This is a genomic window from Erwinia sp. Eh17-17 (genome assembly GCF_039675725.1).
Lineage (GTDB): Bacteria > Pseudomonadota > Gammaproteobacteria > Enterobacterales > Enterobacteriaceae > Erwinia.
On the sequence record NZ_JBDFQT010000002.1, the window covers coordinates 862,611 to 876,978 of the forward strand.

Genomic DNA, 14,368 nt, shown 5'->3' on the forward strand with positions numbered 1-14,368 from the left:
TATGACCTGTTGCAAGGTAAGCAAAATCCGAGTGTAGCAACACTCACCGCAGGCGTCAGTCACTTCCAGAAAGTTGAAGGGCAGAATATTGTTAGCAAAGGCGTCTTTTCAGCGGCGATAAACGCAAAAAACCCGCCACGAGGGCGGGTTTTAATTCACATCGAACTTCGTTTGTTCCCGCCGGAGCGGAGAGCAAACTTAGATAGCAGTTACGTTAGCAGCTGCTGGGCCTTTCTGGCCATTTTCGATAGTGAAAGATACTTTCTGACCTTCTTCCAGCGTCTTGAAGCCGCCGTTCTGGATTGCAGAGAAGTGTACGAATACATCTTTGCTGCCGTCAGTTGGGGAAATGAAGCCGAAACCTTTCTCAGCGTTAAACCATTTTACTAAACCAGTCATTGACATGGGTCTTTCCTTCAAAATTGTAGTAAGCCACAGTGGGCACAGGGTTCGTCAACAGGGATTACTATGAGGCACTCAGAAGGAAGTCAGGAAGAAGCTTGAAATAACGCTTGAACTGAAGACTGCTTTACTAAAATTGCTCGCATACGTGGGTCTGTATCAAAACCAACGAGTGCATTTACTCATAACCCCGGTCTGAGTACAAGAGCTGACAACATAAAAAAACGATAAAAAGCATAAGATGCTGATTTTAATCATTAATTATTTTAAATTTTTATCTGTCATTGTGCAGAGGTCCGTTTTACATTTCAGGCATTGTCCTGAGAGGAGCCACATAAGGCCTAATTTCAACCTTATTGCTTCAGCTACACTTCGCCTCCCTTAGGGGATAATGCATGATGAGATAACCTTTTCTGCTTACGCAAGGATCCCTGTGATGTTAGAACTGATAAAAGCCGTTAGCCTGGGCCTGGTGGTGTTGTTACCGCTGGCGAACCCATTAACTACCGTGGCGCTGTTTCTCGGCCTTGCGGGCGATATGAACTACCAGGAACGAAATCGTCAGTCGCTACAGGCCTCGGTCTATGTTGTGATTATCATGGCCGTTGCCTATTACGCCGGCAATGTGGTGATGGACACCTTTGGCATCTCCATTCCGGGCCTGCGTATTGCCGGGGGGCTGATTGTCGCCTTCATCGGTTTCCGCATGCTGTTTCCGCAGCAGCAGGCGGGACAATCGGTAGAGGCAGACCATAAAATGGATGAAATGAGCGAACGCCAGTCGGTCAATATTGCCTTTGTCCCGCTGGCCATGCCGAGCACTGCGGGTCCGGGGACGATTGCGATGATCATCAGCACCGCGTCTACCATCCATAGTGGCACCCCCTTCGAGCCCTGGGTCATTATGCTGGCCCCGCCGCTCACCTTTCTCAGCATCGGCATTATTCTCTGGGGGTGTCTGCGCAGCTCCGGGACAATCATGCGCCTCGTCGGGAAAGGTGGCATTGAGGCCATTTCACGTCTGATGGGCTTTTTGCTGGTGTGTATGGGCGTGCAGTTTATGATCAACGGAATACTGGAAGTGATCTCCACCTACCACGCTTAACCGGCGGCCTAACAGCAGAATTGAAAATATTTCTGTTTGTTACTGGCATTCCCCCCTGCGCCATCTAGAGTAATAATCACTATTTACCTGTTTATTTTTCAGGCAACTGGCGGGCTGCTGTTCTGACAGCCCGCATCATCGTCATTAGTGTCTTCATCCTGATCCCTCAGTGGCCTCAAAGGCCGCCGATGGCGTGTTTGCGGAGGTTCGCCATGAGTCAGCAATTACCCGGCGCCGGGCGCGCCATCACCGATTACTTTAACAGCCCGTCGTTTCATGCACCAAAAGAGAGTGAACTGCTGGAAGCCATTATGCTGGAGCTGATGCAGTCCGGAAAATCCCCCAGCAATAAATCTATTATTGCCAATGTCATTGCCCGGCTGGAGAGGGAAACCGATAAATCGGTTCTGGACGGTTATCGCAACCTGCTGGCGCAGATTCTCGAAGGGAATAAATAACGTCACCCGACGACGGGCCGCGGACAGATAAAAAAAATCCCGCACGAGGCGGGAGAAGACGAGCATTGCATATTTTTCAGAGTGACGAGGAAATCACTTGATTACCGCCATACCCTATCCTGTTGAAGTTGCAGCCAGATGACAGCATCACGGCTTTTTTGAGCGTCATTATTCCCTATACGAATGTTTACACGTCAGACGATTGCCATTCGCCATGACCTCGTTAAGATAAGCGCCAGACGCAGGGGGAGACGGCTAATGCGTAACTGGCACCACACACTAATCGCGCAATTTAAAAACGTTAGCCTCTATCTGCTGCTACCGGTCTTGTTACTGATTCTGTTTCTTCGTCTGGTTGACGGTTTTCGCGCGCCGGATCTTCCCTCTGATATCGCCACGCAGGCTCTGCATACCATTGATGGTCAGGATCTGACGCTGGCCGACCTGAGCGAAAAAAAGCCCCTGCTGGTCTGGTTCTGGGACCGCTGGTGCGGTGCCTGTCAGGACACGCTCCCCGTTCTGATGCAGCTCAATGACAAACGTACCAGCGTGCTGACGATTGCCCATCGTTCGGGCAGCGATATCAATATTGTGCGTTATCTGAACGGGCACCATCTGACGCTCCCGGTGGTGAACGACAGTCGCGGAGAACTGGCCGGGCGCTGGGATATCACGGCGACACCGACGTTGCTGATTGTGGCTAAAGGGGAAGTGGTGGCGACCACCAGCGGCTGGACCAGCGCACCGGGCATCTGGCTACGTCTGTGGTGGATAAAAAAGTGGCACTACTGAGGGACGGCCGCGCAGCGGACGTCCCGGAAAGGCTGCTCAGCGTGACGCGGTGATTAGCCGCAGTACACCCTGGTGATGTTGCCCTGCTGATCGCCCATGAAGTTAATGCGATTCAGATTGAAATCCATCGTGACGGCAGAGTTGTAGGGTATGACGCGGACGGCATGTTCGAAACGCAGAGACTCAACGGCCGTCAGGGGTTTTCCCACGTACTGTTGATACTGTGATGCGCCACAGCGATCCATCTCCGGATCGACCGGCGCAGCGGATGCGCTGTTATTACTGGACGACTGACAGCCCGACAGCGCCATTAATGCAGCAATCACGGCCATTTTCCCATAATATTTCACTGTTATTTCTCCTCTCTTTGCGTAGATATTCGGCAATGCCGCTAAAAGGGTAACAGATTAAACCATCATTGCGCAGCCAAAATCCCTCCCCAACCATCGGCTGCCGCCAGACCATTCCTGCGCACATATCGTACAAAATTAAACCCGCAGCACACTATAATTTTAGGACTAATCCCCATAGAGGATATTCTTATGGCACTGGCTATTTTTGTCACGTTTGCAGTCATCATGACCCTGGTGGCGGTAAGAGTCAGATAAACTCTGTCTGCGCTTCTGACCCCAGAAGCGCATCTGCTCTCCCTTCCACCTTTCCTGCCCCGCCCTTATCTCGACAGCCGCAGTGACGCTTGCTAACATCGCACTCCTTCCTCTGCTACCGGGCTTCAGCACCATGACTCCATCCACCGACCGGGCCAGTCAGACCCTGCTCTGCGCTGGCGTCTTTATGGTGTGGTATGCCATTACGGTACTGGTCGGCAATTTTCCGCATATCGCGATGCTGAAAAGCAACGGGCTGCTGATGCCGCTCTTATGTCTGCTGGAGTTCTGCGCGCTGGTGCCGCTCTATCGCTGGTATTCACGCCACTATGCGGATATCGCACAGGGCCAGCTGCGCCTGCGTCAGGCGCTGCTTTTTACGGGGCTGCTGCTGGCGGTCATCGCCAGTCAGTCACTTTATCTGCGTCAGGAGGGCTGGGCAGGAGAACAGCTCACCACCACCACCCTGAGCCTGGTCGGGTTTGCCCTCGCGGTCGTGGTGCTGGCTCCGGTGTTTGAGGAAATCCTGTTTCGCGGCTTTATTTTGCAGGCTTTCCTGCTGTGGGCACCGCGGCAGCGCGCGGGCTGTGCTCTGCTGGCGTCGATCATCTTTGCCGCGATGCACACCCAGTACGCTCACCTGCAAACCATCATCGCCCTGACGGTACTCTCACTGCTGCTTTGCGCCGCCCGCTTTGTCTCTGGCGGGCTGAAGCTGCCTGTGATGCTGCATATGCTCAACAATCTGCTGAGTATCAGCCCGCTACTGTGGAACCATTTCAGCCGCCAGGCCGTCAGCGTCTGGTAAGAATTTATAACTGTTTCCTCCAGCTTATAACTTGTAAGCATAACGATAGCGAATAATCTACTATTGTTCTTACCATCAGTTCCCTTACACTCGCGAAAAAACGTCACTTCAGGATACGACATGAAAATTGCAGTCCCTTCTGTTATCGCTCTGGCTCTGGCTGCGTCCTTTGCTGCGTCAGCCGCGACCCCGGCGGATACGCTGGTGATCGCCCAGTCTATCGACGACGCCAAAAGCTTCGACCCGGCAGACGGCTTTGAACTGACCTCGGTTCAGGCCTTTACCAACCTCTATCAGCGTCTGGTCCAGTCTGACCCGCAAAACCCTATCGATCTGAAGCCCACGCTGGCGACCAGTTGGACGCCGGGCAGCGACAACCGCAGTATGACGTTCACCCTGCGCGACGGGGCAAAATTCGCTTCGGGTAACCCGGTACGCCCGGAAGATGTGATCTTCTCGCTGTCGCGCGTGGTGAAGCTGAACCTTGACCCGTCGTTCATTCTGACTCAGCTTGGCTGGACCAAAGAGAATGTCGACGCTCAGTTTAAGAAAATCGACGATAGCCATGTCCAGATCAGCTGGAGTGCCAACGTCAGCCCGACTTATGTACTCAGCCTGCTGGCCGCCCCGGTGTCGTCCATCGTTGATGAAAAAACCGTGATGGCGAACGCGCAAAATGGCGATTTCGGCAACAAGTGGCTGGCCCTGCATTCCGCAGGCAGCGGCCCGTACCAAATCCGTAAATACATCCCACACGAAGTGGTACTGTTCAGCGCCAACCCGACCTCTCCGGCCGGTGCGCCTAAGCTGAAAAACGTGCTGATCAAAAACGTGCCGGAACCGGCGGCCCGTCGCCTGCTGCTGGAACAGGGGGATGCCGATATCGCCCGTAACCTGGGTGCCGACCAGATGGCCTCCCTGAAAGGCAAGCCGGGCGTGAAAACCCTCGCCGTACCGATGGCCTCCCTGTACTACATTCAGTTCAATATTGATGCCAACCCGGTACTGAAGAACCCGGCACTGTGGGAAGCTTCACGCTATCTGTTCGACTATAAAGGCATTGCTAATGACCTGCTGAAAGGGCAGTTCCAGGTACATCAGTCGTTCCTGCCGGAAGGTTTCCTCGGCGCGCTGAATGACAATCCGTTCAGCTACGACCCGGAAAAAGCCAAAGCTATCCTGAAAAAAGCCGGCCTGACCAACGTCAGCTTCAAGCTGGCGGTCAGCAATCAGCCTCCGTATCTGGATATTGCGCAGGCACTGCAGGCCAGCTTTGCGAAAGGCGGCGTGAAAGTGGAAGTTCAGCCGGGGATCAGTTCCGAAGTCGCTACCCGCGTGAAGGCACACCAGTACGAAGCTACCCTGAACGCCTGGGGTGCCGACTACTTCGACCCGAACACCAATGCCGCCGCCTTTGCCTACAATCCTGAAGATGGCAGTAAAACGCTGGCGTGGCGCTCCAACTGGCATATCCCGGAACTGAGCAAGCAGACGCTGGCCGCCACGGCGGAAACCGACAAAGCGAAGCGCGTTGAGCTGTATGAGAACATGCAGCGCGAAGTGCAGAAAAGCTCGCCGTATGTCGTCGGTATGCAGGCGCGTAATCTGGTGGCAATGCGCGATAACCTGAAAGGCTACGTGCAGGGGATTAACCCGGATATGGTCTACTACAGCCAGGTCACTAAGTAATGGCAGCTGCCGAAAACAGCGCCGGGCAGTCTGCCCGGCTTTTCTGGCGGCGCAGCGGCGGGGCACTCAGTGCCCTGCTTTCGCTGGTCGTAACGCTGCTTGGGCTGCTGGTGTTTACCTTTGCGCTGTCCCATATGTCGCCGGTGGACCCGGTGCTGCAAATTGCCGGCGATCACGCCAGTGAATCCACCTATGCCCAGGTGAGGGCCAGTCTGGGTCTGGATCAGCCGCTACCGCTTCAGTTCTGGCACTATCTGGAACATTTAGTGCGCGGCGATCTCGGCATCTCCAGCATTACCAATCAGCCGGTGGCCAGCGACCTGCTGCGCACCTTCCCGGCGACGATTGAGCTGGCGACCTGCGCGATGATTTTTGGCGCGGTGTTCGGCATTCTGCTGGCGCTGCTGGCCGCCTGGAAGCCCGGCAGCGTGCTGGATAACGTGGCCCGCATGATCTCACTGCTCGGTTATTCGGTGCCGGTATTCTGGCTCGGACTGCTGGGCCTGCTGCTGTTTTATGCGGTACTGCACTGGTCTGCCGGTCCGGGGCGTCTGGATGATATCTGGATCTATACTCTCGAACCGAAGACCGGACTGGTGCTGATCGACAGCTGGCTGTCGGGTGATATGGAGATGTTCCGCAATGCGATTGCGCATCTCTGGCTGCCGGTGGTAGTGCTGGGGCTGCTGTCGATGGCCACCATTACCCGCCTGCTGCGCGCCGCGCTGCTGGAAGAGAGCAGTAAAGAGTATGTCACACTGGCGCGGGCCAAAGGGGCCAGCCGCGGGCGTATTCTGCTGTTGCATATTTTCCCCAACGTGCGCGGAACGCTGATTACCGTGCTCGCGCTCTCCTATGCCACGCTGCTGGAGGGATCGGTACTGACCGAAACCGTCTTCGCCTGGCCCGGCGTCGGGCGCTATATGACTACCGCGCTGTTCGCCTCCGATACCCCGGCGATCCTCGGCTCCACCCTGCTGATTGGCGGCTGCTTTATCGCCATCAATGCACTGGCGGATGCGTTAACTTATCTGACCGACCCGAGAACCCGATGACGCAATCTCTGACTGATGCTGCAAGCGTCAAACCGCGTGCGCGCCGGGCGCGCCGCAATATCACGCTGACCATCGGCCTGAGCCTGGTGGGACTGCTGATTTTCGCCGCCCTGTTTGCGCCGCTGCTGGCCCCCTTCGATCCCAACGCCCAGCAGATGGCCGTGCGCCTGATGCCGCCGTCGGCCAGCCACTGGCTGGGCACCGATGGCTTTGGCCGCGACCTGCTCTCCAGGGTTATTTACGGGGCCCGCCCCACCCTGCTGCTGGTATCGCTGATTCTGGTGCTGACGATTCCGGTCGGGATGCTGATTGGCATCAGCGCCGGTTATCTCGGCGGCTGGAGCGAGCGCGTGCTGATGCGCATCACCGATATTTTCCTCTCGCTGCCTAATCTGGTGATTGCGCTGGCGCTGGTGGCAATGATGGGGCCAGGACTGATGAACGGCGCGCTGGCACTGGCGCTGACCAGCTGGCCGCCGTTTGCCCGCCAGGCGCGTGCCGAGACGCTGGCGCTGCGCCGCAGTGACTATCTTGCCGCCGCCCGTATGCAGGGAATTAACGGCCTGCGCCTGATGTTCGGGCATATTCTGCCGCTGTGTCTGCCGACCGCCGTGGTGCGTGCCGCCCTCAGCCTGGGCGGGATTATCCTCTCGGCTGCGGGCCTGGGCTTCCTCGGCATGGGCATTCAGCCGCCGACCGCCGAATGGGGGTCGATGGTAGCGGAAGGCAGTAAGGTGATCTTTGATCAGTGGTGGGTGGCTGCCGTTCCCGGCGGAGCAATCCTGTTTGCCAGCCTGGCTTTTAACCTGACAGGCGATGGCCTGCGTGACCGACTGGATACCCGAAATGGCAACTGATTCTTCTGCCCCAATCGTGGCAGATGGTTTAACGATTAGCAGCGCCGACGGTAAGGCGCTGGTAAAAAATATCAGCTTTACCCTGGGCCGCGAACGCGTTGCGCTGGTCGGCGAGTCGGGTTCCGGTAAGTCGCTTACCGCCCGGGCGCTGATGGGTCTGCTGGCCCCATCCTTACAGCTTCAGGCCTCGACCCTGAGCATCGCCGGAGAGAATGCCCTGACGCTGAACGAACGCCGCTGGAGCCAGCTGCGTGGCAGTCAGATTGGCATGGTCATGCAGGATCCGAAATATGCGCTGAACCCGCTGCGCACCATCGGCTGGCAGGTCGCCGAACCGCTGAAGCTGCATGGCCGTTTCAGCCGTGCCGAAATCAAAGAGAAAGTGTGTGACATGCTTGATGCCGTGGGGCTGCCCCAGCCCGCAGAGCAGATGAAGCGTTACCCGCATCAGCTCTCCGGCGGAATGGGCCAGCGCGTGATGCTGGCGATGGCACTGATCGCTGAACCCCGTTTTCTCATCGCCGATGAACCCACCTCGGCGCTCGATCACGCCATGCGCGATCAGGTACTGGGGTTAATCCGCAGCCTGGTGGAACAGCGTGATATGGGGCTGCTGTTGATCAGCCACGATCTGCAACAGGTGTCCGAACACTGTGAACGCGTGATGGTGATGTACCAGGGCGAAGTGCTCGACACGCTGGCAGCAGCAGAGCTGCCGAACGCCACGCACCCTTACACCCGCACGCTGTGGTCCTGTCGTCCGAATAAATCGACCCACGGCAAACCGCTGCCGGTGCTGGACCGCGCGGCCCTGGCCAGAGGGTTACAGCATGATTGAGTTATCCCAGCTGAGCGTAGCCCACAAGCAGGGCTACGAGCTGCGTACCGTGGTACACGATGTGACGCTGTCGGTGAATCCCGGCGAATGTTTTGGCCTGGTCGGCCCCTCAGGCTGCGGCAAGTCATCGCTGCTGTGGGTGATGGCCGGTCTGAATCCACACTGGCAGGGTGAAATGCAGCTGGCGGGGCATCAGGCGCAGCCCGGCAAGCCGTTTACCGGTCAGCTCAGGCGCGATATCCAGATGGTGTTTCAGGATCCCTACGCCTCGCTGCATCCGCGCCATCGTCTGCGCCGCACGCTGGCCGAGCCGCTGAAGCTGATTAAAGCCGACAATATCAATGACCGTATCGATCGGGGATTCCGCCACGTCGGGCTGGATCCGGCGCTGGCAGATCGCTACCCGCATCAGTTGTCTGGCGGACAGCGCCAGCGCGTGGCCATCGTGCGCGCCCTGCTGCTGGAGCCAAAAATTCTGCTGCTGGATGAACCCACCTCTGCGCTGGATATGTCAGTGCAGGCGGAGATCCTTAACCTGCTCAATCAGCTCAAGCAGCAGGATAACCTGACGATGGTGCTGGTCAGTCACGATCCCGACGTGATCGATCATATGTGCGATCGTGCGGTGCAGATGGCTCAGGGGCGGATCGTCGCCTGACCGCCAACACAACCGCCGGGGCGATCTTCCCCGGCGGTTGTGTTTTTAACAGCTAACCATAGTCAGAACCGGCATTTCTGATCGCCCCATATGCGCCTATAGTCCTGATATCTCTCCCGATTCAGGACTCTGTTCATGCATAAAATTGTTCCTCTCCTGCTTGTCAGCACGCTGGCATTAGCCCACGGTGCTCAGGCCGCCACGCCTGCCGATACGCTGGTGGTGGCCCTCTCGCTTGACGGCATCATCAGCTTCGACCCGGCGGAGAGTTTTGAAACCGTCAGCAACAGCAGCCTGCGCAATGTCTATCAGACGCTGGTCTCGCCGGAGATCCGCAATGAACGCACCCTGTCACCGACGCTGGCCAGCAAGTGGCAGACAGGCAGCACCGAGCACAGCCTGCGGTTTACGCTTAAATCCGGGCAACAATTCGCCAGCGGTAACCCGGTCACCAGCGACGATGTGATTTACTCACTGACGCGGGCGGTAAAGCTGAATAAAACGCCGGTCTTTATCCTCGGCGAATTTGGCTGGAATCCGGAAAATATCGATGCGCAGTTTACCAGGATTAGCGATACCCAGTTTGAACTGCGCTGGCAGTCCGCCATCGGTCAGGATCTGGCGCTGCGCCTGCTCACCTCGCCTGTCGCCTCAACGGTAGACAGTAAACTGGTGCAGCAGCACGTCAGCCAGCAGGATTACGGCAACGGCTGGCTGCGTACGCACTCGGCAGGCAGCGGAGCCTATACCATCAGTAAGTACGTGCCGCAGCAGGCGCTGGTACTGGAACAGAATCCCCATGCCCGGCCCGCGCCTCACCTGAAGCGCATCCTGCTGAAAAGCGTGACCGATGCCGGATCGCGCCGCCTGCTGCTGGAAAAGGGTGATGCAGATGTCGCCTATGACCTGGGAGCCGACCAGTTCGCCACTCTGAAAAAACAGACCAATGTGCGCGTCGCCAGCTATCCGTCCAGCCTGATTTACTACCTGGGTTTTAATACCCAGGATAAGCAACAGCCGGCACTGGGCAACCCGGCGCTGTGGCAGGCCGCGCGCTGGCTGGTCGATTACAACAGCCTGTCCACCCAGCTGCTAAAAGGCCAGTATCAGGTCCACCAGACCTTCCTGCCCGCCGGTTTTGACGGCGCACTGACTCACCAGCCGTTCCATTACGACCTGGCTAAGGCCAAAGCGATTCTGGCAAAAGGCGGGATCAAACCCGGCACCCGCTTCTCTCTGACAATTGTGAATCAACCCCCCTACAGCGATGTGGCGCAGGCCCTTCAGGCCAGCTTTGCCAAAGCCGATATCCAGCTTGATATCCAGCCGGTGGCAGAGTCCGAGCTGTGGAGCAAAATGCGCGGGCGTCATTTCCAGTCGATCTTTATCTACTGGGGTGCGGACTATGTGGATGCTAACAGCAACGCCAGCGCCTTCGCCTATAACGTGGAGGGTGGCCCCAAAACGCTGGCCTGGCGCGTTGGCTGGAACATTCCCGATCTGAGTGGCAAAACGCGCGCCGCCGCGGCAGAAAGTAACGTAAAAAAACGAACTGCGCTTTATCAGCAGCTACAGACGGACGTGCAGCAGAACTCGCCTTACGTGGTGACGTTACAGGGGCAAAAACAGGTGGGATTAGCCAACAATATCCAGGGCGACTATCAGGGGGTTGGCGTCAGCCTGCTCTATTTCGATCTGGTGAGTAAAAAATAGCGCCCCTTCGCTACGGGCTGGCGCCCGTAGCGAAGTCATACGTCTTTGGCAGGGCAGTTCAGGAAATGGCTGAATCAGAAGCGTTTTTATGTTTTTCCGCTTCAAAGTGCGTCTTGAACTGTTCGTAGATCGAGATCATATTCGCCGCGTCGCCCTGTAATGGGCTCAGTTTTCCTGCGCGAACCAGTTCAATGACCAGCTGAAGGGCGGCCTGCTTTGGGCTGTTGGACGGGTGTGCAATTTCATTCGACATATCAAATTCCGCTAAATCAGTGAGACCCGCACTCTAGCAAGTTTGCCCGACTGACGTCACCCTTTTTGCCCTGAGATAAAACCACAAACCTGTACAGTGTAAAATATTGTTGTACAAGTTTATGGAAGCAGGTACATTAGCCCTGTAACGAATTATGCATTTGCATGGCTTCGGGAAGTGTTGCTGGGTTTCCCACTTCCCGAGGCTCATTTTTTACTCCCCCTTCGTCCTCCCCCCTCGTTTGTCTTTCTGTGCCATAAACTAAATTTGTTTGATTTTCGACAAAGTAAACCTCCACAAACAGGCTAAATTTTAATCATGCCTGTTGGAAAAAGGAGGGAATATGAAACGACATGCCGTTGCCTCATCTGCCATTCACTCTGTGGGTTACGACGCCGAAAAACGTCTCCTCGAAGTCGAACTTTTAGATCGTCAAACCCGCACCTACTGCAATGTTCCACTGACGACCTGGCACTTTTTTATGGCGGCGCCTTCAAAAGGGTCGTTTTTCTATCAGCACATCAAGCATCGGTTTTTACAGCATTAACGTCTGAAAAGTCTGGCGGAGACATGATTGTTTCCGCCTTTACATCAGATCCAGGATATTTAAGAGCATTCCCATAGAGCAGCCCCCCGTTAACCCCGATATTGCCCCAGCTTTATTACAGGAGCGCCATGACGCAACGGGTCAGGTGGTCTGAATGGATTAACGATGGCATTAAAAGGCAAAGGGAGGGCACACTATGTCGCCATTTAGCGGCGCAGCTCAACTGAAGGACACCTGCTCATGGTTCCTGCGACTTGGTCTGTGTTTGTTCACGTCGGTCTGTGCGGCAGAAACCACCGCGATCTCGCTATCACAGGAACAGGACGGCGGTGATGCCGGCCGCGCCTGTATCTATGTTTATCAGGGTAAAGCGGAGTATCGCATCGTGAAACCCGGCGAGCTCTGCGCTCCTCAGATTACCATCGATACCCAGCGGGGTTAAAACGGAGATAAATTTTGCAGGTAATACATCGGACTTTATCGGAGATATGTTACCTTTAGGGCAAATAACACCTGCAGATGCTGTGCAGTGTCGCCCTCTGGCAAAGGAATCTGTTTTTGAAAACCCTGAATATTAAGCTGTTAACGATTATCGCTACCTATCTGGTGATTCTGCTGCATACCGCAGCAATACCGTTCAGCACATTTCATAGCGCCTGGTCCGTTGCCGTGATGTACGACGTACTGGGGCGAATTTCTTTCCCATTATTTCTGCTGATTGCCGGCTACATTTCTCTCAATAAAAACGAGTCGCTGTTGAGTACGCTGAGAACCCGTGTCCTTGATATGTTGCTGCCATTAATCGCATGGACCGTGATTTATTTTATTTATAACCGCACGATTAACGACAGCACCACGACCTTCAGCCTGCTGGATCTTCTCAGCACCCCGGCCTATGAACACCTGTGGTTTATCTATACCCTGATCCTGCTATTTCTGGTAACCCCGTTACTCAATACCTTTATTCAGCACGGTAGCCGTCAGCGAATCAACTACATTATTACCGTGTGGTTTGCCATTGCGTCGGTATATATGCTGTTTGATAATTTCAAAGAGTACGTGCTGGAAAATCATCCGGCCACAACGCCCAGCAATATTGACATGGTGGTTTATCTTTCAGGCTTTTATATTATTGGCGGCGCAGTCCGTCGCTATAAACTGTCGCCAAAAGTCACTATCGCCAGCATTATTTTCATTCTGAGCGCGGTATTAACCGCAGTGATGGGATATTCTCTGTCGAAGAGTATTGGCGAACCCAACGATATCTTCCTGTTCTATTCCGCGCCGACCATCGTGACGCTGGCGCTGGCCTGCTTCTTTATGCTGCTCAACGCGCCGCTGCGTTTTTCAAAACGGATTAACCTCGCCATTCGTAATCTGGCCAGACTGAGCGTTGGCGTGTTTTTTGTTCATATGCTGATTCTGGAGACGGTATTACGCGTCTGGCCGTTCAGCTTCAATAGCTACTTCTCGGCATTGACCATTCCGCTGCTGGCGCTGATCTGCTATGCACTGTCTGCGATGGTGGTTGCCGTGCTGGATCGTATTCCGGGGCTGAAGCGTCTGACATAAAGCAATGGCCGTTCAGTATGGTTCTGAACGGCCGCTGATTGCCGGTAACAGACTTACCGGTCACAGGCCGGTTATCAGAACCGTGCCTCCGCAAATTTGTGCGGTTGATTAATTGCCCTCCGGGCAATCCAGTACAGCAGAATACGTTCGTCATCCTGATCCTGATCGGCCATCGCCAACAGCTTTAAACCGAGCGTCGATTTATTCACCGGCTGTCCTGTAATACTCAGGTCAACCACGGCTTTACCGATGATATTGCACACTTCATCTTCACTTGAAACGGGTACATCTGCTTCGCTGATCATCGTGTCCTCCTCTTGGGTTAAAGATTAAGCATAGCAAATCTGAGCTATTTGCCAGCCAGAGTCGGATCTATCCTATCAACGTCGGCGCTGAGCCCACGGCAGCTGCGCCAGCGAATGCCCGCGATAAACCCATGCCGGCGGCAGATTGGCCAGCACGCGCGTGCGGTTCCAGGCAAAATAGCCTGACAGCAGCGGCTCGCAGAGAGAGGTGTACTGGAACTGCACAAATACCCCGTTCTCGCTCAGTTGCTCAGACGCGCAGCGCAGGATGCGGTGACGAACATCGTGGGGCAGCGACAACAGTGGCAGACCGGAAAAAATCGCATCAAACTCTCCGCTCAGCGTTTCCGCCGATTCCCCACTGACCTGCAAACGCGCATCCTGAAGTGCGGCCAGCCGTGGGTGAAAGCGTGGATTGGTTTCAAACGTCAGCAGGCTGGCCTCCGGGCGCATGCAGGTTAGCAGATGCCGGGTTAACACACCGTCCCCGGCCCCCAGCTCAGCAATACGCAAACTCTGCTCCCAGTCCACAGCATCAGACATCGCCTTGCACAGAGCTTTAGAGGAAGGCGCAATGGTTCCCGTCTTGCGGGGGTCGGCAATAAATTCCTGGAGATACCCGGTCTTATCTTTGATATACGTCAGTGCGGATAGCAACATATTCCCCTCAGTTCAACACGGCAGACTTCAGTAGGCCATAACTGACTT

General features: G+C 55.5%; 18 protein-coding genes. 13 read left to right on the plus strand and 5 right to left on the minus strand.

Annotated elements, in window-relative coordinates; translation table 11 throughout:
• Nucleotides 1-198 precede the first annotated feature (198 nt).
• Complete coding sequence (gene cspA / locus ABEH87_RS09505) at nt 199-405, minus strand: RNA chaperone/antiterminator CspA (RefSeq protein WP_062747873.1); 207 nt, start codon at nt 403-405, stop codon at nt 199-201.
• 433 nt (nt 406-838) lie between these two features.
• On the opposite strand from cspA, the gene ABEH87_RS09510 reads away from it, so the two are divergent.
• From ABEH87_RS09510 to ABEH87_RS09520, 3 genes are all read left to right on the plus strand, one after another.
• The gene (locus ABEH87_RS09510) at nt 839-1,507 is read left to right on the plus strand and encodes a MarC family NAAT transporter (protein WP_346575995.1); all 669 of its coding nucleotides are present in this window, start codon (nt 839-841) and stop codon (nt 1,505-1,507) included.
• Nucleotides 1,508-1,719: 212 nt separating this feature from the next.
• Nucleotides 1,720-1,965, plus strand: a complete 246-nt coding sequence (locus ABEH87_RS09515) for a biofilm development regulator YmgB/AriR family protein (RefSeq protein ID WP_346575996.1) — start codon at nt 1,720-1,722, stop codon at nt 1,963-1,965.
• A 258-nt stretch (nt 1,966-2,223) separates the two neighbouring features.
• A complete protein-coding gene (locus ABEH87_RS09520; protein ID WP_346575998.1) occupies nt 2,224-2,757 on the plus strand; it encodes a thioredoxin domain-containing protein in 534 nt (177 codons plus the stop codon).
• Between the two features lie 53 nt (nt 2,758-2,810).
• Here ABEH87_RS09520 and ABEH87_RS09525 read toward each other — a convergent pair whose 3' ends face one another.
• Nucleotides 2,811-3,107: an I78 family peptidase inhibitor gene (locus ABEH87_RS09525; protein ID WP_346576000.1), complete on the minus strand. Its 297-nt coding sequence runs from the start codon at nt 3,105-3,107 to the stop codon at nt 2,811-2,813.
• A 391-nt stretch (nt 3,108-3,498) separates the two neighbouring features.
• On the opposite strand from ABEH87_RS09525, the gene ABEH87_RS09530 reads away from it, so the two are divergent.
• From ABEH87_RS09530 to ABEH87_RS09560, 7 genes are all read left to right on the plus strand, one after another.
• Nucleotides 3,499-4,173, plus strand: coding sequence for a CPBP family intramembrane glutamic endopeptidase (locus ABEH87_RS09530; protein ID WP_346576002.1), 675 nt, complete (start codon nt 3,499-3,501; stop codon nt 4,171-4,173).
• A 120-nt stretch (nt 4,174-4,293) separates the two neighbouring features.
• Nucleotides 4,294-5,862, plus strand: a complete 1,569-nt coding sequence (locus ABEH87_RS09535; protein ID WP_346576004.1) for an ABC transporter substrate-binding protein — start codon at nt 4,294-4,296, stop codon at nt 5,860-5,862.
• Nucleotides 5,862-6,917: an ABC transporter permease gene (locus ABEH87_RS09540; RefSeq protein ID WP_346576006.1), complete on the plus strand. Its 1,056-nt coding sequence runs from the start codon at nt 5,862-5,864 to the stop codon at nt 6,915-6,917. The genes ABEH87_RS09535 and ABEH87_RS09540 overlap by 1 nt, the downstream gene beginning before the upstream one ends.
• Nucleotides 6,914-7,774, plus strand: coding sequence for an ABC transporter permease (locus tag ABEH87_RS09545; protein WP_346576008.1), 861 nt, complete (start codon nt 6,914-6,916; stop codon nt 7,772-7,774). Before ABEH87_RS09540 ends, ABEH87_RS09545 begins: the two co-directional genes overlap by 4 nt.
• Nucleotides 7,764-8,612 (plus strand): ABC transporter ATP-binding protein, encoded by an 849-nt coding sequence (locus ABEH87_RS09550; protein ID WP_346576010.1) that lies wholly within the window; start codon nt 7,764-7,766, stop codon nt 8,610-8,612. Before ABEH87_RS09545 ends, ABEH87_RS09550 begins: the two co-directional genes overlap by 11 nt.
• Entirely contained in the window at nt 8,605-9,270 is a 666-nt protein-coding gene (locus ABEH87_RS09555; protein ID WP_346576011.1) for an ATP-binding cassette domain-containing protein, read from the plus strand. The genes ABEH87_RS09550 and ABEH87_RS09555 overlap by 8 nt, the downstream gene beginning before the upstream one ends.
• Nucleotides 9,271-9,405: 135 nt before the next feature.
• A complete protein-coding gene (locus tag ABEH87_RS09560) occupies nt 9,406-10,983 on the plus strand; it encodes an ABC transporter substrate-binding protein (protein WP_346576013.1) in 1,578 nt (525 codons plus the stop codon).
• Nucleotides 10,984-11,041: 58 nt separating this feature from the next.
• On the opposite strand, the gene ABEH87_RS09565 is transcribed toward ABEH87_RS09560, so the two are convergent.
• On the minus strand, nt 11,042-11,236 hold the full coding sequence (locus ABEH87_RS09565; RefSeq protein WP_346576015.1) for a hypothetical protein: 195 nt from the start codon (nt 11,234-11,236) through the stop codon (nt 11,042-11,044).
• A gap of 343 nt (nt 11,237-11,579) precedes the next feature.
• Here ABEH87_RS09565 and ABEH87_RS09570 point away from each other — a divergent pair, with 343 nt between their 5' ends.
• From ABEH87_RS09570 to ABEH87_RS09580, 3 genes are all read left to right on the plus strand, one after another.
• Complete coding sequence (locus tag ABEH87_RS09570) at nt 11,580-11,783, plus strand: KTSC domain-containing protein (RefSeq protein WP_346576017.1); 204 nt, start codon at nt 11,580-11,582, stop codon at nt 11,781-11,783.
• Between the two features lie 196 nt (nt 11,784-11,979).
• Nucleotides 11,980-12,225, plus strand: a complete 246-nt coding sequence (locus ABEH87_RS09575) for a hypothetical protein (protein WP_346576019.1) — start codon at nt 11,980-11,982, stop codon at nt 12,223-12,225.
• Nucleotides 12,226-12,302: 77 nt separating this feature from the next.
• A complete protein-coding gene (locus tag ABEH87_RS09580) occupies nt 12,303-13,355 on the plus strand; it encodes an acyltransferase family protein (protein ID WP_346576020.1) in 1,053 nt (350 codons plus the stop codon).
• 74 nt (nt 13,356-13,429) lie between these two features.
• Here the strand turns inward: ABEH87_RS09580 and ABEH87_RS09585 are convergent, their stop codons facing one another.
• Both ABEH87_RS09585 and ABEH87_RS09590 read right to left on the minus strand, forming a co-directional pair.
• Nucleotides 13,430-13,660 (minus strand): hypothetical protein, encoded by a 231-nt coding sequence (locus ABEH87_RS09585; RefSeq protein ID WP_346576022.1) that lies wholly within the window; start codon nt 13,658-13,660, stop codon nt 13,430-13,432.
• A gap of 75 nt (nt 13,661-13,735) precedes the next feature.
• Nucleotides 13,736-14,320 carry a methyltransferase gene (locus tag ABEH87_RS09590; RefSeq protein WP_346576024.1) on the minus strand — a complete coding sequence of 195 codons (585 nt, stop codon included), beginning with the start codon at nt 14,318-14,320 and terminating at the stop codon, nt 13,736-13,738.
• Between the last annotated feature and the right edge of the window lie 48 nt (nt 14,321-14,368).

Coding starts and splice junctions, on each gene's coding strand:
- ABEH87_RS09560 (WP_346576013.1), top strand. CDS start 9,406: ATGCATAAAATTGTTCCTCTCCTGCTTGTCAGCACGCTGGCATTAGCC.
- ABEH87_RS09575 (WP_346576019.1), top strand. CDS start 11,980: ATGTCGCCATTTAGCGGCGCAGCTCAACTGAAGGACACCTGCTCATGG.
- cspA (WP_062747873.1), bottom strand. CDS start 405: ATGTCAATGACTGGTTTAGTAAAATGGTTTAACGCTGAGAAAGGTTTC.
- ABEH87_RS09545 (WP_346576008.1), top strand. CDS start 6,914: ATGACGCAATCTCTGACTGATGCTGCAAGCGTCAAACCGCGTGCGCGC.
- ABEH87_RS09570 (WP_346576017.1), top strand. CDS start 11,580: ATGAAACGACATGCCGTTGCCTCATCTGCCATTCACTCTGTGGGTTAC.
- ABEH87_RS09535 (WP_346576004.1), top strand. CDS start 4,294: ATGAAAATTGCAGTCCCTTCTGTTATCGCTCTGGCTCTGGCTGCGTCC.
- ABEH87_RS09515 (WP_346575996.1), top strand. CDS start 1,720: ATGAGTCAGCAATTACCCGGCGCCGGGCGCGCCATCACCGATTACTTT.
- ABEH87_RS09555 (WP_346576011.1), top strand. CDS start 8,605: ATGATTGAGTTATCCCAGCTGAGCGTAGCCCACAAGCAGGGCTACGAG.
- ABEH87_RS09520 (WP_346575998.1), top strand. CDS start 2,224: ATGCGTAACTGGCACCACACACTAATCGCGCAATTTAAAAACGTTAGC.
- ABEH87_RS09565 (WP_346576015.1), bottom strand. CDS start 11,236: ATGTCGAATGAAATTGCACACCCGTCCAACAGCCCAAAGCAGGCCGCC.
- ABEH87_RS09550 (WP_346576010.1), top strand. CDS start 7,764: ATGGCAACTGATTCTTCTGCCCCAATCGTGGCAGATGGTTTAACGATT.
- ABEH87_RS09540 (WP_346576006.1), top strand. CDS start 5,862: ATGGCAGCTGCCGAAAACAGCGCCGGGCAGTCTGCCCGGCTTTTCTGG.
- ABEH87_RS09530 (WP_346576002.1), top strand. CDS start 3,499: ATGACTCCATCCACCGACCGGGCCAGTCAGACCCTGCTCTGCGCTGGC.
- ABEH87_RS09580 (WP_346576020.1), top strand. CDS start 12,303: ATGCTGTGCAGTGTCGCCCTCTGGCAAAGGAATCTGTTTTTGAAAACC.
- ABEH87_RS09585 (WP_346576022.1), bottom strand. CDS start 13,660: ATGATCAGCGAAGCAGATGTACCCGTTTCAAGTGAAGATGAAGTGTGC.
- ABEH87_RS09590 (WP_346576024.1), bottom strand. CDS start 14,320: ATGTTGCTATCCGCACTGACGTATATCAAAGATAAGACCGGGTATCTC.
- ABEH87_RS09510 (WP_346575995.1), top strand. CDS start 839: ATGTTAGAACTGATAAAAGCCGTTAGCCTGGGCCTGGTGGTGTTGTTA.